The sequence below is a fragment of the Sediminibacterium sp. genome (assembly GCF_030695065.1).
GTDB lineage: Bacteria > Bacteroidota > Bacteroidia > Chitinophagales > Chitinophagaceae > Sediminibacterium.
In genome coordinates, this window is the sequence record NZ_JAUYTR010000016.1 from 215,282 (window position 1) to 232,158 (window position 16,877).

A 16,877-nucleotide genomic window follows, 5' to 3' on the forward strand; every position below is an offset into this window, starting at 1 on the left:
AAAATTTTAAACCAAACAAGTTTTAATGGCATTAGCACCAAGAGGAAGATTCAATCCCAGGTTCAACAGGCAACCAGAGCCTGAGCATCGTATTAACGAAAGAATCCGCGCACTACAGATACGACTAGTAGGAGACAATGTTACAGTTGGAATTTATTCTACACAAGAAGCGCTTAAAATTGCACAGGAACAAGAATTGGACCTAGTGGAAATTTCTCCAACAGCAGATCCTCCTGTTTGTAAAATTATAGATTATAAGAAGTTCTTATACGAAAAGAAGAAAAAGGAGAAGGAAATGAAAGCCAACTCCAAGCAAAGCGAAATCAAAGAAATTAGATTCACGCCAAGCACTGATGACCATGATTTCAACTTCAAAGCAAAACACGCAGAAGGATTTTTGAAAGATGGGAATAAGGTTAAAGCTTATGTACAATTTAAAGGTAGAGCCATCATGTTCCAAGATCGAGGGCAATTATTGCTCTTGAAATTTGCAGAAAGATTGGCAGAAGCTGGTACATTAGAAAGTATGCCCAAATTAGAGGGTAAGCGAATGTTTGCCATTTTTACCCCAAAAACAGGTAAAAAGAAGTAAATAATTGGACATTTCGCTCAGAATATGTACTTTTGCAATCCAAAATTTTCCCGTAAGGCCAAAACAAGTTTCCACCCTGTGGTGGAACGCCAGCAGGGTGTAATCTTTATTAGATTATTATATGCCAAAAGTTAAAACAAACTCCAGCGCTAAAAAGCGTTTTAAAGTGACCGGTACCGGAGAAATCAGTTTCCAAAAAGCGTTCAAGCGTCACATCCTAACCAAAAAATCTAAGAAGCGTAAACGTGCTTTAAGACAAAAAGGTATTGTTGGTTCTACCAATAAGGATTTCGTTTTACGTTTATTACGCTTGAAAGGCTAATTAGCCCGCTAAAAAAACAGATTATTAACCGTTAGCTCCGCTAACTTCAAAACATTTACTATGCCACGTTCAAAAAATGCAGTTGCATCTAGAGCAAGGAGAAAGAAAATTCTTGACCAAGCCAAAGGTTATTACGGTAAACGTAAAAACGTTTATACCGTTGCCAAAAATATTGTAGAAAAAGGTCTTACTTATAGCTATGTAGGTCGCAAACTAAAGAAGCGTGAGTATCGCCAACTTTGGATTGCTCGTATTAACGCAGCAGTAAGAGAAGAGGGAATGACTTACAGCCAATTTATTAATAAGTTAAGCGTTAAAGGCATCGACTTAAACCGTAAAGTATTGGCCGATTTAGCTATGAACGAACCAGCTTCTTTTAAAGCGTTGGTTGTTTCTGTTAAATAAATTGACCTCATACAACATATTTAGCCGGCTGCTTTTAGCAACCGGCTTTTTTTATTTTCATAATCCATTACAAGGACTATTTTTACATCTTAATTTTAAAAGGAAACTTCCCTGATGAATAATACCTACACCTCTCTGGTGAACCAGACTTTCCACTTTCCACAAGAAGGATTTGATGTAAGCGATGCAGGATACTTAGAATTCAATGGTGTTGATATCAAAAAATTGATAGACAAACACGGAACACCATTGAAATTAACGTATTTGCCTAAAATTGGAATGCAAATTAATAAGGCAAAAAATATGTTTGCCAATGCATTCAAAAAACACAAATACGAAGGGGAGTATTTTTATTGTTATTGTACAAAGAGTTCCCATTTTTCATTTATTGTTGAAGAGGCATTGAAGCATAATATTCATTTAGAAACTTCATATGCTTACGATATTGAAATTGTAAATAGATTGTATCAGCGAAGAAAAATCAATAAAGATACTTTTATCATTTGCAACGGGTATAAGCAAAAACAATACACATCAAGAATTGCTAAGCTTATTAATTCTGGTTTTAAAAATGTAGTGCCCATTTTAGATAATAAAGAGGAACTGCAAGCATATAAAAGAAGCGTAAGGTCTGCAACTCCTTTTTCTGTAGGAATTAGAGTTGCCGCGGAAGAAGAACCCAATTTTCCATTCTACACTTCTAGACTAGGTATTCGTGCAAAAGATATCTTAGAATTTTATGTAGATGAAATTGAAGGTTATGAAGATAAGTTTCAGTTAAAAATGTTGCATATCTTTTTAAATAAAGGCATCAAAGATGATATCTATTATTGGAGTGAGCTAAATAAAATCATCAACCTTTATTGCCAATTAAAAAAAATCTGTCCTGAGTTAGATTCAATTAATATTGGAGGTGGATTCCCCATTAAACATTCTTTAGGATTTGAGTACGATTACCAATTCATGATTAATGAGATTGTTGGGAACATTAAGAAAGCTTGTAAGAAAGCGAAAGTGCCAATGCCTAATATTTATACTGAATTCGGAAGCTTTACAGTGGGAGAGAGTATGGCGCATATATACAGTGTTATTGGAGAAAAAATTCAGAATGATCGAGAGTGTTGGTATATGATTGATTCTTCTTTTATTACTACTTTGCCTGATACCTGGGGTATTGGAGAAAAGTTTTTGATGCTTCCAGTTAATAAATGGGACAATGAATACCAGCGGGTGGTATTAGGAGGTATAACTTGTGATAGCCATGACTATTACGATTCAGAAGAACATATTAATGAAGTGTTCTTGCCGAAGCTTACCACAATAGATAAAAAAGAAGTCGAATCAAATAAAGAGCCTTTATATGTTGGTTTTTTTCATACAGGTGCCTATCAAGATCAAATAAGTGGATACGGTGGAATTAAACACTGTTTAATTCCTTCACCCAAGCACGTTATAGTAGAATTAGATAAGACGGGTAAAATGATTGATTGGGTGTATGCAAAGGAGCAAACCGCGCAAAGCATGTTGAAAATTTTAGGATACTTATAGATTCTCTGATCATACAATAAAAGATTATGAAAAAATTGTTGTTATTCTTTGTTTTAATTAATGCTTGTTCAATTAATGTGCAAGCACAATCTGCGGAGGATTCTGTAAAAGCAACTGTACGCAAAATGTTTTTTGCAATGATAGAAGCGGATGGAGCAATGTTACAAGATTGCTTTACAGAGAACGCCATCATGCAAACTATTACAACAAATAAAGAGGGAAAGCTAATTGTACGCACAGATTCAGTTGCAGCTTTTGTTCGTCAGGTATCCAATATGCCTAAAGGATTGGCAGACGAAAGGATTGTTTTTGATGTTGTAAAAGTAGATGGGCCGTTGGCAACTGTTTGGACTCCTTATCAGTTCTATAGACGATCCGATTTTAGTCACTGCGGAGTAAACTCTTTTCAATTAGTAAGGAACAACGATAAATGGAGAATTCAATATATTATTGATACCAGAAGAAAAACAGGTTGCGCACAATAGTATTAGCTGCATTAATCTTCTTTTAATTCAGCTAATAATAACTTAAGTTGGTCAATGTATTTGCCGTAGAGTTTTTTGATATACCATTTTGTTAAGTATATAAGACCAAATACCATCGCAATACTATATCCTACAATAAACCCTATATAAAGACTTTTAGTAACTTTTAGTTTGTCAATTAAATTGTCTAAAACTGCAATAGGTTCTTTTTCATTGTATCCCAAAAACAAGGCAACTAAAAAGCAGATTGGTAACAATGCCATATTGAACTGAAAATACCTTCGAGTAAAATCTTCAAGCATTTTTATTAATTGATGAAGATTCTCTTTTATTGGTAAAACCGATTGATCAAATTCGTTAATTTTTCTTAATAAGTAGAAAAAGATTAGTGTAAATGGAATGAATATTATTCCAAATAAGCCAAAGTAAATTTTTAAAGAAGATTGAGAGCTAAATAAGGCAATCCCTAAAAATAAAGGAACTACCAAAGCACAACAAGCTATTTCGAACCAAAGACTTTTTTTGATTTTACTAATTACTGAGCTTGCTTGCCCTTTAAGCAGTAGGGTAAAATTATTTTCGGTCATCTTTGGACTCCCTTCCATTAATTTCTGGTTAATCAATCCTTTTAAATCATCTAATTCCATAGTTATTGATTTAGATCCTTTCAAAGTTTTTTAATGTAGCTTCTCTAAGCTTTACTTTAATCCGATTCATTTTTACAGCTATATTATTTGCTGTTATACCTATTATTTCACTTATTTCGGCATAACTATAGTCTTCCAAATAAAGCATTACGATGGCTTTATCAATCTTAGATAAATCTGCAATGGCTTTATACATTGCTTTAGTTTTATCCTCAATAGGATCTCGATCCAAATGATGTGCTAATTCGGGTATTTCAGAAACGGAGGCAATAAAAGCATTCTTTTTATCCTTTCTAAAGAAAGTGATGGCGGTGTTTAAAGCTACACGATACAGCCAGGTTGAAAATTTTGCATCTCCTCTAAATTGGCTAAAAGCTTTCCAAGCTTGTAAAGTGATTTCCTGAAAAAGATCTTCCTTATCTTCTTGCCAATTCAAATACAGGTTACATACTTTATGTATGATTTTCTGATTTTGATTCAGCAGTTGAATAAACTCTTTTTCTGAATAGTCCATTAATATACTATAAGTAGTTGTTCAAGCTAAAATATTACAAGGGTAGTTTATTTATTACATTTTAAGTATATTTAAGTACATCAAATCATATAAAAATGAAAAAGAACATGGGTACTGTAGACAAAGCTATTAGAGTAGTCATAGCTGCAGTTATTGCTGGTTTATATTATACCGGCACTATTTCTGGAACATTGGGAATTGTATTACTCGTATTTGCTGGAGTATTTGTATTAACTAGTTTGGTAAGTTTTTGCCCACTCTACACGTTATTTGGCATTTCTACCTGTCCGAATAAGCAGTAAAAATTTACTTGTTCAAATGTTTCTATCAATATAATAAATAAAGAGCGCCCCGAAATTAAAGGGTGCTCTTTATTCTTAGTAATCATAGAAAAGATAAATACTTATATTACTTGTAGCATTGCAATTAATTAATTGCAATTTGTTTAGGGGCGTTTTTTACCTCTTCTTTTTTAGGTAATAATAATTTCAATACCCCATTTTCATATCTTGCCTGAATACCATCAGCATTAATATTTTCATCAATAGAGAAACTTCTTTTAAAAGATTTGTAAGTGAATTCTTTTCTAATCGTTTTATAAGCTTTCTCTTCAGTTGATTCTTTCTTTTCATAAGAAATTGTCAATAATCCTTTGTCTACATTAATAGCAAAATCTTCTTTGTTTCTGCCTGGAGCATTCAATTCTAAATGAAATGATTCAGCAGTTTCATGAATATTTACTGCTGCTGTTGGGTACCCGCTAGGAATGCTGCTTCCAAAGTTGGCTGGAAAAGCATTGAATAATTCATCGAATACACTGGTGTTGTTTTGTTTTAAGATTGACATAATTTAAAATTTATTGGTTTTTTGATTGTTTTCTATAGTTTGTGCAAATGGTATTCCATTCAAAAAAAGCTACATTTTTGGCAATTAAACGAACTACACAACAGCCATAATGACTGCTAAAAAATAAAATAGCGTCATTATGACATTTTAATGAATCAAGATTGGAGAATATTGTCCAATGTTGTAACTTTGTAAGCTAAATTAGAATTATGTATCCAGCAGAAATTGTGCTGCCTATGAAGGCAGAATTAACAGATGAAGGGTTTGGAGAGTTACTAACTGCTGCTGAAGTAGACAATACGCTTAAGCAAGAAGGAACTACTTTGGTAGTAATTAATTCAGTTTGCGGTTGTGCTGCAGGTGCATGCAGGCCCGGTGTTTTGATGGCAGTTCAAAATGCTGGAAAAAGACCAGATAGATTAATGACCAGCTTTGCAGGATTTGATGTAGAAGCGGTAAATAAAATTCGCGAACACTTATTGCCAAATCCACCTTCATCACCAGCTATTGCTTTGTTTAAAGATGGTGAATTGGTTACTATGGTAGAAAGACACCAGATTGAAGGAAGACCAGCACAAGCTATTGCGCAACATTTAATTGCTGCTTTTAACGAGCATTGTAATTAATTTTGTAACTTGTTTTTAGATGGGTTAGTAAGTATGGGCCTCACTTTTGTGAGGCCTTGCTTTTTTTGACAATTTCTGAGTAACATTGCACTCAATTATTTTATCATTTTATGTATCCTAATTTATACTACGCATTCAAAGATCTTTTTGGAATTGAAATCAATGGACTTAAGTTGGTGAATAGCTTTGGATTTTTTGTAGCACTTTCATTTATCTTATCAGCATGGATACTAACATTAGAATTGAGAAGAAAGCAAGGATTGGGGTTATTTATACATACCGAAGAGAAAATTAAGATAGGTGAGCCTGCTAGTTTAGGCGAATTAATTACGAATGGCTTATTGGGCTTTATATTCGGATATAAGATTATTGGTGCATTTACTATCAAAAATGCTTTAGACGATCCGCAATCTTTTATTCTTTCTGGGGAGGGCAATTTATTAACAGGTATGCTTACTGCAGTGGTTTTTGGCATACTTAAATGGTGGGAAAAGAAAAAAGTACAATTAGATAAACCAGAAGAAAGAATCATTCGCATTTGGCCACAAGATAGAGTGGGAGATATCGTAATTTATGCAGCACTATTTGGCTTTTTAGGAGCTAAAATATTTCACAATCTTGAGAATTGGAATGAGTTTTCAGCGGACCCTATTGGGTCTTTAATTGCATTTAGCGGACTCACTTTTTACGGTGGTTTAATTTGTGCGGGCGCTGCCATTATTTGGTATGCTAAAAAGCATAAAATCAGTTTGATACCTATGTTGGATGCTTTTGCACCTACAATGATGTTTGCCTATGCATTTGGAAGAATCGGTTGTCAAATTAGTGGTGATGGAGATTGGGGTATTCCAAATCCTACCGCAAACCCATATTCATGGTTACCAGATTTCATGTGGTCGTATACCTATCCCCATAATGTTTTAGGAGAGGGCGTTCCAATTCCTGGTTGTGTAGGACCTTATTGCAACCAATTACCTATACCTGTATATCCTACACCTTTATATGAATTAATTGTTTGCTTTTTCTTGTTTGGCTTACTATGGTTTTTGAGAAATAAGATTAAAGTGCCCGGTCAATTATTCAGTGTTTATTTAATTTTGAATGGGTTAGAGCGATTTTTTATTGAAAAAATAAGGGTTAATACCGAATACAATATTCTTTTTAATCCTACACAGGCCGAGTTGATTTCTGCAGGTCTAATTATTTTGGGTATTGCTGGCTTTTTCTACTTTAAAAAAGCGAAATCGGTTAATTAAGCTCCATTTTCTTTCCGTTAGTCATTCCTACAAAACCATTTAGCACTGAATTGAACCGTCCATGCTAAAACAATGTACTATGTAAAGCACAGTAGTTAGTTTTGTTTTGTAATAATCAAAACCAAGAACTAAATTATAAACTCGTGCAAATGAAAAATCTACTTAAAAAAGCATTGCTGTTTAGCTTAACAGCCTTGAGTATTGGTGCGAAAGCTCAACAAAACTCATCAATTATAACTGGAAAAATTGTTTCCAATCAACAACCCCTTGAATCTGTTATGGTAAGTTTATTGAATGCCAAGGATTCATCCAAGGTTAAAACAGCCCTAACTGATAAAACGGGTACTTATTCAATTCAAGTTACAACCAAGGGGAAATACTTGTTATTAGCCAATATGGTTGGATTTGAAAAAGCCTATTTAGGGCCTTATGAGTGGAACGGTTTAACCCAAGAAAAGTTACCTAATTGGCAAATAATTCCTTTGGCAAAAGGATTAGCTGAAGTTACTGTTAGTTCTAAGAAACCAATGATTGAGCAAAAAGCAGATAGAACCATTGTAAATGTAGATGCTTCCCCTACAAACGGAGGCGCAAATGCAATGGAAATTCTAGAAAAGTCACCAGGCATTTCAGTAGATAAAGACGGAAATATCAGTTTAAAGGGTAAAGAAGGAGTGGTAGTTTATATGGATGGAAGACCTACTTATTTATCTGGGCCCGATTTGGTTAACTTATTAAAGAACACACAAGGAGCTCAATTGGATCAGATAGAAATTATGACTAATCCTCCTGCGCGTTATGATGCTGCTGGTAATGCAGGTGTAATTAATATAAAAACAAAAAAATCTAAAATTGTAGGATTCAATGGCTCTGTAACAGCTGGTTATGGACAAGGTGTATATAGTAGAAATAATCAAACAGTTCAATTAAACTATCGAAAAAATAAATTCAATGTATTTGGAAATATTGGAAGAAATGAGCGAATTGGGTTCCAAAATATTGCCATCGATAGAAGATTTATTGATGGGGGATCTAAGCAGATTGTTTCCTTTTTCGAGCAAATTACAGACCGAAACACGTATAATCATTCTTACAACGGGAAGATAGGATTAGACTTTTATGCAACCAGTAAAACCACACTGGGATTGGTTTATAACGGATTCAATAACAAGGGGAATGGCAATTCACTAGGTGATATCAATATCTTTAATGCGCAACACAATTTGATCAATAAAACAACTGCGTACAATGGAAATGTAGATACCTGGAAAAATTCAAGTATTAATTTTAATATTAGACATGTATTAGATAGCACTGGTCGTGAAATTACTTTTGACGCTGATTATTTAACCTATGATGGAAACACTAATCTTTTTTTAAACAACGCATATCAAAATAATTTAGGTCAAACTGTTGCTAAAACAGATAGTTTAATAGGAAAGCTTCCGCAAATTATTGATATCTACACAGCAAAAATAGACTATGTACACCCTTTAAAAAATAAGGCAAAGTTTGAAGCAGGTTTTAAAACAAGTTTTGTTACCACCGATGCAAATGCTATTTATGACACCCTTTTTAATGGCGTGATCATGCGAGATTATAATAGAAGCAATCATTTTGTGTACAGAGAAAACATCAATGCTGCCTATATCAATTTTAGCAAGCCATTAAGTAGTAAACTAAATATGCAATTGGGATTAAGAGCTGAACAAACCATTGCCAAAGGAGACCAGCGTACTACCAATGTTCAATTCAATAGAAATTATATTCAAGTGTTTCCCACTGCTTATTTACAATACGCAGCCAATGAAAAAAATAACTTCGTATTAAATTATGGCAAACGTATCAGAAGACCTGATTATCAAAGCCTTAATCCTTTTGTTGAATTTTTAGACAGGTATACATACGAGCAGGGCAATCCTTATTTAAAACCTCAATTTAGCCACAATATAGAATTGAGCCATACCTACAAAGGGTTCTTAACTACTACCTTGAATTATACCAAAACAACAGATATGATTCAGCAAGTAATCATGCAAGATGATGCTAAGAATGAGACTTTTATTAAGCAAGATAATATTGCAACACAAGAACAGATTGGGCTATCAATCAATGCCTTTAATCAATATACCAAATGGTGGAGTGGCAATATTTATATGAATGTTTCTAACAATAAGTTAACTGGGCCTATTAATAACGAGCTTGTAAGTATTGCTGCTACTTCTTTTATGGCCAATATTAGTCAGCAATTCAAATTTAATAAAGGGTATAGTGCAGAATTGAGCGGATTTTATAGATCAGAAGGAATTGAAGGAGTCTTTAGAATTATGCCATTTGGAATGGTTAATCTTGGAATAAGTAAGCAAATCATGAAAAACAAGGGAACCATTAGAATTAATGTAAGAGATTTATTCTGGTCTCAAAAAATCAAAGGCGAAAGCAAGTACGGAACAGTGGATGCCAATTTTAAACAATTCAGCGATACTAGAATTGCAAATATCAGCTTCACTTATAGATTCAGTAAAGGAAAAGCAGCTGCAGGACCAAGAAAACGTGGAGGTGCAGAAGATGAGCAAAGCAGAGTAGGAGTAGATTCAGGTAAATAAGTATTTTCTCTCATGTCGTATATCCGGCCTTGGTTTCTACCAGGGCCTTTTTTTTGTACCTTCGTAAAAAAATAAATTATGCCATCTTTTGATATTGCCAGCGCTGTAGATATTCAGGTATTAGACAATGCCATCAATACAGTTAAAAAAGAAGTAGCTACTCGTTACGATTTTAGAGATACCGATGTTAAAGTAGACTTGAATAAAAAAGACTATAGCATTTCTTTGGAAGTGAATACCGAAATGCAAATGAAGCAACTAATAGATATTTTAATCAGCAGATCTATGAAACAGGGTATTGATGGAAACGCTTTTGACTTTTCAAAAGATGCATATCCAAGTGGGAAAACCATTAAAAAAGAAGTGTCTGTTAAAAACGGGTTACGCCAAGAAGATGCCAAAAAAATTGTCAAAATGATTAAAGACAGTGGAGCTAAGGTTCAGGCAGCAATCATGGACGATATTATTCGGGTTTCAGGTAAAAAATTAGATGATTTGCAGGAAGTGATAGGCAAGTGTAAGACTGGAGACTTTGGGGTTCCTTTACAATTCGTAAATATGAAGAGCTAAAACTTAATATTTATCTGCTTTTTTGGTTAAAAACGATAAATACAGTACATTTGCAATCCAAATTTTAAATAATCGTACGGCCAAATCCGTACAACCTAAACCAAATAGTATGAAAAAAGGTATCCATCCAGAAAATTACCGTTTTGTTGTATTCAAAGACATGAGTAACGGTACATCTTTCTTGAGTAAATCTACAGCTGCTACTAAAGAAACCATCGTTTTTGAAGATGGTAATGAATATCCAGTAATCAAATTGGAGATTTCGAATACTTCTCACCCTTTTTACACTGGTAAGAATGTATTGGTTGACACTGCAGGTAGAATTGACAAGTTCAAAAAGCGTTACGCAAAGAAAGACTAGTTCTTTCTTTCATATAATTAAATCCTGCTCCAAAAACGGTGCAGGATTTTTTATGCAATATCATTGATTACCTTTATCATAATTTAATTTTATGCAACTAGATATACTAGCTTTTGGGGTTCATCCGGATGATGTAGAACTAAGTTGTTCAGGTACCATTTTGGCATCTATTGATCAGGGAAAAAAAGTTGGGATCATCGATTTAACCCGAGGTGAATTAGGTACTAGAGGTACTGCCGATATTAGAGATGTTGAAGCTGCAAATGCAGCAAAAATATTGGGAGTACACCATCGGGAGAACTTGCGAATGGCTGATGGCTTTTTTGAACATTCACAAGAAAACTTGCTTAAAATTATACGTGTAATAAGAAAGTTCAAGCCCAACATTATTTTAGCTAATGCCATTGAAGATAGACATCCAGATCATGGCAGAAGTGCAAAACTGGTTGCCGATGCTGCTTTTTTAGCAGGGCTAAGAAAAATTGAAACCATTGATGAAAAAGGTAAACAACAAGAGGCATTTAGGCCAACCAATATTTTTCATTATATACAAGATCGCTTATTAACGCCTCATTTTGTAGTAGATATTACGCCCTATTATGAAACAAAGATGGATTCAATAAGAGCATATACTACCCAGTTTTACAATACCGATTTAAACGAGCCCAATACCTATATTTCTTCTCCTCAGTTTTTAGAAACAGTAAAAGGGAAAGATTTGATGATGGGTAAACGAATTGGCGTATTATATGCCGAAGGTTTTTTAACAGAAAAAACAATTGGAGTAAAAAATTTAGACCATTTAATTCAGATAACTACCTAATATGTCAACTGTAAAAGTAGGAATGGTGCAAATGTCTTGCACCGGAGTTCAGCAAGCCAATATGGCAAAAGCCATTCAGGGGATTAAAGACGCCGCAGCAAAAGGCGCTCAAATAGTTTGTTTACAAGAGCTATTTACCTCACTTTATTTTTGTGACGTTGAAGATTATGAAAATTTCAAATTAGCAGAAGCTATTCCTGGTGCAACTACCGATACATTAGGAAAATTGGCAGCGGAATTAAATGTAGTCATCATTGCATCATTATTTGAAAAGCGCACACAGGGTTTATATCACAACACCACAGCGGTAATTGATGCAGATGGTAGTTATTTGGGGAAGTATCGCAAAATGCATATTCCCGATGATCCTGCTTATTATGAGAAATTTTATTTTACTCCAGGTGATCTTGGCTACAAAGTATTCAAAACTAAGTTTGCCACGTTAGGTGTTTTAATTTGTTGGGATCAATGGTATCCTGAAGCAGCTAGAATTACAGCACTAATGGGAGCAGAAATATTGTTTTATCCAACAGCCATTGGCTGGGCAACTTCTCAAGATGAAGCAACCAATGATGAACAATACAATGCTTGGCAAACCATACAAAGAAGCCATGCAGTTGCTAATGGAGTACATGTAGTAAGTGTAAATAGGGTTGGTTTAGAACAAAATGGTGCAATGAAATTTTGGGGTGGATCATTCGTGTCTAATCCATTTGGAAGCTTGATATATAAAGCATCACATGATGCCGAAGAAACCACGGTGATTGAATTAGATTTAGCAAAAACCGATCAGTACAGAACCCATTGGCCATTTTTGAGAGATAGAAGAATTGATTCTTATCAGCCAATTACCAAAAGATTTATTGACGAAGATTAATATTATTATGATTTCTTTAGACCAAGTGCCCGCTATATTAGGATATGAATTTCCGGCAGAATTTGCAAAACATGAAGCTACTTGGCTAAGTTGGCCTCATAAGGAAGCCAGCTGGCCTGGTAAAATCGAAAGCATTTATCCCCACTACTGTTTGTTTGTGAAATACTTGGCCATGAGTGAGAAAGTTAGAATTAATGTTGCCAATGAAGCCATGGAAAATTTCGCAAAACATCATTTAAATAATGCGGGAGTGAATATGGGGGAAGTTGAATTTTTTTATCATCCTACTAATGATGCTTGGTGTAGAGATCATGGCCCTGCTTTTTTAATTAATCAGCAAGCGGAACATAAAAAAGTGGTAGTAGATTGGAATTACAATGCTTGGGGCAATAAATATCCTCCTTTTGATTTGGATGATGTAATACCATCAAAGATTGGGAAACACTTTAACCTTCCTGTATATCATCCAGGCATTGTAATGGAGGGTGGGTCAGTAGAATTTAATGGAGCAGGCACTTTACTTACTTCAACTTGTTGTTTATTAAACACCAACCGAAATCCACATCTTTCATTAGAAGAAATAGAAAACTATTTGCAAAACTATTATGGAGTTAAACAAGTTCTTTGGGTATCTGAAGGAATTGTTGGAGACGATACCGATGGACATATAGATGATACGGTTCGTTTTGTAAATGAAGACACGGTGATAACTGTAATTGAAGAGGATAAATCTGATGAAAATTATTCTTTGCTGCAAACCAATTTACAAGAATTGAAAAGAATGCGTTTGTTATCTGGTAAACAATTAAATATTGTTGAGCTACCAATGCCCGATGCGGTTGTATATGAAGACCAACGTTTACCTGCCTCTTATGCAAATTTTTATATTAGTAATCAACACGTGATTGTTCCTACTTTTAATTGCAATAAAGACGATAAAGCTTTAAGCATTATACAATCTTGTTTTAGCAATAGGGAAGTGGTAGGTATTGATTCTACAGATATTATCTGGGGATTGGGTAGTTTCCATTGCCTAAGTCAACAAGAGCCAGCGGTGTAGCAATGAAAAACAATTCGCTGTTTGCTCTTGGTGCCACAGAATTATGACAAGCTGCAATGGATTCAAAACTAAAGTAAGATTCAAATAGATGATGATAGCTTACAAGGTCTCCGCCAAATGGGGGGCCTCCTTCAAATTCCCTATTAAATAACAGTCCAACTAATTTTCCTTTGGGCTTTAATAAACTAGCCATATGCTTCACGTAATTTTTCCTTAATTCAGGATCAAGTGCGCAAAAAAAAGTTTGTTCTAGTATTAAATCATATTGACCCTTCCATATAAAAAAGTCTGTTTCAGTAAATTGAATGTTATTTTGATTGGGATATTTTAGTTGAAGTGCTTTAATTACAGCAGGGGCAATATCAATAACAGTAATATTCGTAAATCCCTGCTCCATTAAATAAACGGCTTCATAACTATTACCGGCACCAGGAATTAATATGGCCAAGTCTTTTTGGGTTAATTGATCAATATATGATTTTAAGGGAGGCGAAACCATTCCCAAATCCCAATGCGAAGCGTTGTTTAAATAACGATCATTCCAATATTCGGCAGATAAAAATTCAGTCATTATCCTAGAAAGCGTTTCATTTCTTTATCTAAATCTCTATTCTTGATTGTATCTCTTTTATCGTGCAATTTTTTGCCCCTAGCTAATCCTATTTCTACTTTTACGTGACCTTTTTCAGAAAAAAATACTTTTAAAGGAATGATGGTATATCCTTTATCCTTTAGTTTGAGTTGAAGTTTTTTGAGTTCACGCTTGTTCAATAATAATTTTCGGTCGTGTACTTCAATATGATTGTTGGCTGTTCCATGAGAGTAGGAAGCAATATATAATGCCCTTACCCATAACTCCCCATTATCAAATAAACAAAATGAATCATTGAAGCTGAGCTTGCCTTCTCGTATAGACTTTACTTCGGTACCGAGTAATACAATACCCGCCACATATTTATCTTCAATATGGTAATTGAAATAAGCCTGTCTATTGTTCATCATTAGCTTCGGAATAAATGAACCAGCTGAGCCAGTTTGTCTTTCAGGTTTTTTCTATCAACTATAAAGTCTAGAAAACCATGTTCTAATAAAAATTCACTTCGTTGGAATCCTTCAGGAAGGTCTTTCTTAATGGTTTCTTTAATAACCCTTGGGCCTGCAAATCCAATCAGCGCACCTGGTTCAGCAATATTTAAATCTCCTAACATACCAAAACTGGCAGAAATGCCACCAAAAGTAGGGTCGGTAAGCATAGAGATATAAGGTAATTTTGCATCGCTCAACTGCGATAACTTTCCGCTGGTTTTGGCCAATTGCATTAAACTAAATGCGCTTTCCATCATACGAGCTCCACCACTTTTACTTATCACTAAATAGGGAAGTTTGTGTTCAATACAATAGTCTACCGCTCTACTAAACTTTTCGCCCATCACACTTCCTAAAGAACCTCCTATAAACTCAAAGTCCATACAAGCAATAACCAATCCTTCTCCATTTGCTTTGCCCACGGCAACTCTCATAGAATCTTTTAAATTGGTTTTGGTATGAATATCATCTAATCTTTTTTGATAAGGCTTAAGGTCGGTAAATCCCAAAAAGTCTTTGCTCATAATTTCGTCGTAAAGAACAGTGTATTCTTTATTGTCGAATAAAATATCGAAATACTCTTCACTACCAATACGATGGTGATGATTGCATTTAAAACAAACAAAAAGATTTTCTTTTAATTCGTTGGTAGTGCAAATATAATTGCACTCAGGACACTTGTTCCAAAGCCCTTCAGGGGTTTCTTTTTTATCTGCAGTAGAAGTTTGAATATTCCTACTCTTACGAGTGAACCATCTTGACTTTGCAGGCTCGGCAGGCTGAGTGGTTTCTTCACTACCAGTTAAATTCTGTTCTATGTCTTCTTCACGCTCTTTTTTCATATATCGTGCAATCAAATTGGGGCGGAAAGATAATCAATTATGCAATAATAGGCCCCAAATGTGCAAAATCCGGGTCTTTTATTGTAAAATCTGCCACAGTATCCACCAAATGATTGGTACTACAAAACGAGACGCCAATACCAGCATTTCTAATACAACAAATATCATTTTCACCGTCGCCAATATAAAGCGTGTTTTTTATGTCAATTTGATATTTTTCACACAGAATATCTAAACTATTTAATTTGCATAATTCGTGTTTGCATTTACTTTTTGCATGATTAATAAAAAAAGAAGGGATTCTTACTTCACCTGTTGCAATGCTTCTTGAAAATTCTAATTCATTGGCTATGGAAAAGTCAAATCCATATTTATTCTTTAAGTGATTGGTAATGCAATCATAGCTATCACTCATAATGCCAACGATGTACCCATTTTCTTTTAATTGTTCAATAATTTGAGGAAGATTTGGCGTTACATCAATTTGCTCTACTATTTGAATTAATTCATTCAAGTTTTTACCCTTTAATAAATTTGCAATCAATTTGGTTCTTACAAATGGGTTACTATTATTAGCCACTATTTCAACTAAGCTTTCTTTAAACCCAAATTGATTGGCAGCCTGATTAATGAAGCTTCCTCTTAAAAGGGTATTGTCCATATCAAAAATGGCCATTTTTTTAAGTGTAAGTAAGCTATCTCTAATGGCAAAATCCATTTGCTCTCTTACTACTTGAATATTTTCAAATAACTCTAAATTATGATGCTTTAATCCAGAAGATTTTTGAATAATTGTTTTAGCAACTTCTCTAGACATTTTTCCCAATTGATCAAGTTGCTGCATTCTGTTTTCAATTTTGCCAATATTCACTTCTGTTATTCTTGCACCCAACTGAAACATATCTATCAGCAATCCTATATCTACTCCATAGCCATCCTCAAATTTACATTTTACAAAAAAGGATTTTTTACCACCAATCATTCCACTCAATGGTTGTTTAAACATAGGGAAATTGGGTTTAAGTAAAGCCAATAATGGCTTGGCCACTAATTCAGTTACTCTGCCAGCCTGACGATCAAAATAAGACTTAGTAAAATCAGCACTATCATCTAATATTGGGAAACTCAATAATTCAATCACATTAGACTGGTAGCTGGTAATATCCGCATCTAAAAAAACAACGCATTCGTTTTGGGCTATTAATATTCCGTCTAACATAGAAGCTCCTTTGCCCAATTTTGTACTAGTAATTACGGTGGCACCTGCGTTTCTTGCATTTATCACCGTTTCATCCATAGATTTATCATCCACTACTATAACTTCTGAAACATTGTTGGTTTTTAATGCCAGCTGAACAACTTGTGCTACTGTTGAAGCTTCGTTTAAAGCTGGAATTATGACACTAATCAT

Annotated in this window: 21 protein-coding genes; 14 read left to right on the forward strand and 7 right to left on the reverse strand. The window is 34.3% G+C overall.

Features of this window, described 5'->3' with window-relative positions; all coding sequences use genetic code 11:
• Positions 1–25 precede the first annotated feature (25 nt).
• The 5 genes from infC (at position 26) to Q8S25_RS07850 (ending at position 3,352) form a co-directional block, all read left to right on the forward strand.
• Positions 26–592 (forward strand): translation initiation factor IF-3, encoded by a 567-nt coding sequence (gene infC, locus Q8S25_RS07830; RefSeq protein WP_295185380.1) that lies wholly within the window; start codon positions 26–28, stop codon positions 590–592.
• 121 nt (positions 593–713) lie between these two features.
• Complete coding sequence (gene rpmI / locus Q8S25_RS07835) at positions 714–914, forward strand: 50S ribosomal protein L35 (RefSeq protein ID WP_026751942.1); 201 nt, start codon at positions 714–716, stop codon at positions 912–914.
• Between the two features lie 60 nt (positions 915–974).
• Positions 975–1,319: a 50S ribosomal protein L20 gene (gene rplT, locus Q8S25_RS07840; protein ID WP_295185377.1), complete on the forward strand. Its 345-nt coding sequence runs from the start codon at positions 975–977 to the stop codon at positions 1,317–1,319.
• Between the two features lie 114 nt (positions 1,320–1,433).
• On the forward strand, positions 1,434–2,867 hold the full coding sequence (locus Q8S25_RS07845) for an arginine decarboxylase (protein WP_305536494.1): 1,434 nt from the start codon (positions 1,434–1,436) through the stop codon (positions 2,865–2,867).
• A 26-nt stretch (positions 2,868–2,893) separates the two neighbouring features.
• On the forward strand, positions 2,894–3,352 hold the full coding sequence (locus Q8S25_RS07850; protein WP_305536496.1) for a nuclear transport factor 2 family protein: 459 nt from the start codon (positions 2,894–2,896) through the stop codon (positions 3,350–3,352).
• An 11-nt stretch (positions 3,353–3,363) separates the two neighbouring features.
• On the opposite strand, the gene Q8S25_RS07855 is transcribed toward Q8S25_RS07850, so the two are convergent.
• Positions 3,364–3,999: a hypothetical protein gene (locus Q8S25_RS07855; protein WP_305536498.1), complete on the reverse strand. Its 636-nt coding sequence runs from the start codon at positions 3,997–3,999 to the stop codon at positions 3,364–3,366.
• 10 nt (positions 4,000–4,009) lie between these two features.
• Positions 4,010–4,513: an RNA polymerase sigma factor gene (locus Q8S25_RS07860; protein WP_305536500.1), complete on the reverse strand. Its 504-nt coding sequence runs from the start codon at positions 4,511–4,513 to the stop codon at positions 4,010–4,012.
• Positions 4,514–4,608: 95 nt separating this feature from the next.
• On the opposite strand from Q8S25_RS07860, the gene Q8S25_RS07865 reads away from it, so the two are divergent.
• Positions 4,609–4,815, forward strand: coding sequence for a DUF2892 domain-containing protein (locus Q8S25_RS07865; protein WP_305536502.1), 207 nt, complete (start codon positions 4,609–4,611; stop codon positions 4,813–4,815).
• 124 nt (positions 4,816–4,939) lie between these two features.
• On the opposite strand, the gene Q8S25_RS07870 is transcribed toward Q8S25_RS07865, so the two are convergent.
• Positions 4,940–5,359 (reverse strand): Hsp20/alpha crystallin family protein, encoded by a 420-nt coding sequence (locus Q8S25_RS07870; protein WP_305536504.1) that lies wholly within the window; start codon positions 5,357–5,359, stop codon positions 4,940–4,942.
• Between the two features lie 209 nt (positions 5,360–5,568).
• Here Q8S25_RS07870 and Q8S25_RS07875 point away from each other — a divergent pair, with 209 nt between their 5' ends.
• The 8 genes from Q8S25_RS07875 (at position 5,569) to Q8S25_RS07910 (ending at position 13,538) form a co-directional block, all read left to right on the forward strand.
• The gene (locus Q8S25_RS07875; protein ID WP_295185361.1) at positions 5,569–5,985 is read left to right on the forward strand and encodes a BrxA/BrxB family bacilliredoxin; all 417 of its coding nucleotides are present in this window, start codon (positions 5,569–5,571) and stop codon (positions 5,983–5,985) included.
• A gap of 110 nt (positions 5,986–6,095) precedes the next feature.
• Positions 6,096–7,241 carry a prolipoprotein diacylglyceryl transferase gene (locus Q8S25_RS07880; RefSeq protein ID WP_305536506.1) on the forward strand — a complete coding sequence of 382 codons (1,146 nt, stop codon included), beginning with the start codon at positions 6,096–6,098 and terminating at the stop codon, positions 7,239–7,241.
• A gap of 149 nt (positions 7,242–7,390) precedes the next feature.
• A complete protein-coding gene (locus Q8S25_RS07885) occupies positions 7,391–9,847 on the forward strand; it encodes an outer membrane beta-barrel family protein (RefSeq protein WP_305536508.1) in 2,457 nt (818 codons plus the stop codon).
• Between the two features lie 78 nt (positions 9,848–9,925).
• Positions 9,926–10,417 carry a YajQ family cyclic di-GMP-binding protein gene (locus Q8S25_RS07890; RefSeq protein ID WP_305536510.1) on the forward strand — a complete coding sequence of 164 codons (492 nt, stop codon included), beginning with the start codon at positions 9,926–9,928 and terminating at the stop codon, positions 10,415–10,417.
• 109 nt (positions 10,418–10,526) lie between these two features.
• Positions 10,527–10,778 carry a type B 50S ribosomal protein L31 gene (locus Q8S25_RS07895; protein ID WP_305536512.1) on the forward strand — a complete coding sequence of 84 codons (252 nt, stop codon included), beginning with the start codon at positions 10,527–10,529 and terminating at the stop codon, positions 10,776–10,778.
• 91 nt (positions 10,779–10,869) lie between these two features.
• A complete protein-coding gene (gene bshB1 / locus Q8S25_RS07900; RefSeq protein ID WP_305536514.1) occupies positions 10,870–11,601 on the forward strand; it encodes a bacillithiol biosynthesis deacetylase BshB1 in 732 nt (243 codons plus the stop codon).
• 1 nt (position 11,602) lies between these two features.
• Positions 11,603–12,478 carry a carbon-nitrogen hydrolase gene (locus Q8S25_RS07905; RefSeq protein ID WP_305536516.1) on the forward strand — a complete coding sequence of 292 codons (876 nt, stop codon included), beginning with the start codon at positions 11,603–11,605 and terminating at the stop codon, positions 12,476–12,478.
• A gap of 7 nt (positions 12,479–12,485) precedes the next feature.
• Positions 12,486–13,538, forward strand: coding sequence for an agmatine/peptidylarginine deiminase (locus Q8S25_RS07910; RefSeq protein WP_305536518.1), 1,053 nt, complete (start codon positions 12,486–12,488; stop codon positions 13,536–13,538).
• Here Q8S25_RS07910 and Q8S25_RS07915 read toward each other — a convergent pair.
• From Q8S25_RS07915 to Q8S25_RS07930, 4 genes are read right to left on the reverse strand one after another with little or no spacing between them, the layout of a single operon-like run.
• Positions 13,483–14,109, reverse strand: a complete 627-nt coding sequence (locus tag Q8S25_RS07915) for a methyltransferase domain-containing protein (protein WP_305536520.1) — start codon at positions 14,107–14,109, stop codon at positions 13,483–13,485. The two genes, Q8S25_RS07910 and Q8S25_RS07915, sit on opposite strands and share 56 nt — an antisense overlap.
• Complete coding sequence (gene smpB, locus Q8S25_RS07920; protein ID WP_305536522.1) at positions 14,109–14,540, reverse strand: SsrA-binding protein; 432 nt, start codon at positions 14,538–14,540, stop codon at positions 14,109–14,111. Before smpB ends, Q8S25_RS07915 begins: the two co-directional genes overlap by 1 nt.
• Positions 14,540–15,466 (reverse strand): acetyl-CoA carboxylase, carboxyltransferase subunit beta, encoded by a 927-nt coding sequence (accD, locus tag Q8S25_RS07925; RefSeq protein WP_305536524.1) that lies wholly within the window; start codon positions 15,464–15,466, stop codon positions 14,540–14,542. Before accD ends, smpB begins: the two co-directional genes overlap by 1 nt.
• A 37-nt stretch (positions 15,467–15,503) precedes the next feature.
• A complete protein-coding gene (locus Q8S25_RS07930; RefSeq protein WP_305536526.1) occupies positions 15,504–16,877 on the reverse strand; it encodes an HAD-IB family phosphatase in 1,374 nt (457 codons plus the stop codon).

Bases quoted from the DNA above. Each gene is read 5' to 3' on its own strand.
- infC (WP_295185380.1), top strand. From the start codon at position 26: ATGGCATTAGCACCAAGAGGAAGATTCAATCCCAGGTTCAACAGGCAA.
- rpmI (WP_026751942.1), top strand. From the start codon at position 714: ATGCCAAAAGTTAAAACAAACTCCAGCGCTAAAAAGCGTTTTAAAGTG.
- rplT (WP_295185377.1), top strand. From the start codon at position 975: ATGCCACGTTCAAAAAATGCAGTTGCATCTAGAGCAAGGAGAAAGAAA.
- Q8S25_RS07845 (WP_305536494.1), top strand. From the start codon at position 1,434: ATGAATAATACCTACACCTCTCTGGTGAACCAGACTTTCCACTTTCCA.
- Q8S25_RS07850 (WP_305536496.1), top strand. From the start codon at position 2,894: ATGAAAAAATTGTTGTTATTCTTTGTTTTAATTAATGCTTGTTCAATT.
- Q8S25_RS07855 (WP_305536498.1), bottom strand. From the start codon at position 3,999: ATGGAATTAGATGATTTAAAAGGATTGATTAACCAGAAATTAATGGAA.
- Q8S25_RS07860 (WP_305536500.1), bottom strand. From the start codon at position 4,513: ATGGACTATTCAGAAAAAGAGTTTATTCAACTGCTGAATCAAAATCAG.
- Q8S25_RS07865 (WP_305536502.1), top strand. From the start codon at position 4,609: ATGAAAAAGAACATGGGTACTGTAGACAAAGCTATTAGAGTAGTCATA.
- Q8S25_RS07870 (WP_305536504.1), bottom strand. From the start codon at position 5,359: ATGTCAATCTTAAAACAAAACAACACCAGTGTATTCGATGAATTATTC.
- Q8S25_RS07875 (WP_295185361.1), top strand. From the start codon at position 5,569: ATGTATCCAGCAGAAATTGTGCTGCCTATGAAGGCAGAATTAACAGAT.
- Q8S25_RS07880 (WP_305536506.1), top strand. From the start codon at position 6,096: ATGTATCCTAATTTATACTACGCATTCAAAGATCTTTTTGGAATTGAA.
- Q8S25_RS07885 (WP_305536508.1), top strand. From the start codon at position 7,391: ATGAAAAATCTACTTAAAAAAGCATTGCTGTTTAGCTTAACAGCCTTG.
- Q8S25_RS07890 (WP_305536510.1), top strand. From the start codon at position 9,926: ATGCCATCTTTTGATATTGCCAGCGCTGTAGATATTCAGGTATTAGAC.
- Q8S25_RS07895 (WP_305536512.1), top strand. From the start codon at position 10,527: ATGAAAAAAGGTATCCATCCAGAAAATTACCGTTTTGTTGTATTCAAA.
- bshB1 (WP_305536514.1), top strand. From the start codon at position 10,870: ATGCAACTAGATATACTAGCTTTTGGGGTTCATCCGGATGATGTAGAA.
- Q8S25_RS07905 (WP_305536516.1), top strand. From the start codon at position 11,603: ATGTCAACTGTAAAAGTAGGAATGGTGCAAATGTCTTGCACCGGAGTT.
- Q8S25_RS07910 (WP_305536518.1), top strand. From the start codon at position 12,486: ATGATTTCTTTAGACCAAGTGCCCGCTATATTAGGATATGAATTTCCG.
- Q8S25_RS07915 (WP_305536520.1), bottom strand. From the start codon at position 14,109: ATGACTGAATTTTTATCTGCCGAATATTGGAATGATCGTTATTTAAAC.
- smpB (WP_305536522.1), bottom strand. From the start codon at position 14,540: ATGATGAACAATAGACAGGCTTATTTCAATTACCATATTGAAGATAAA.
- accD (WP_305536524.1), bottom strand. From the start codon at position 15,466: ATGAAAAAAGAGCGTGAAGAAGACATAGAACAGAATTTAACTGGTAGT.
- Q8S25_RS07930 (WP_305536526.1), bottom strand. From the start codon at position 16,877: ATGATTAGTGTCATAATTCCAGCTTTAAACGAAGCTTCAACAGTAGCA.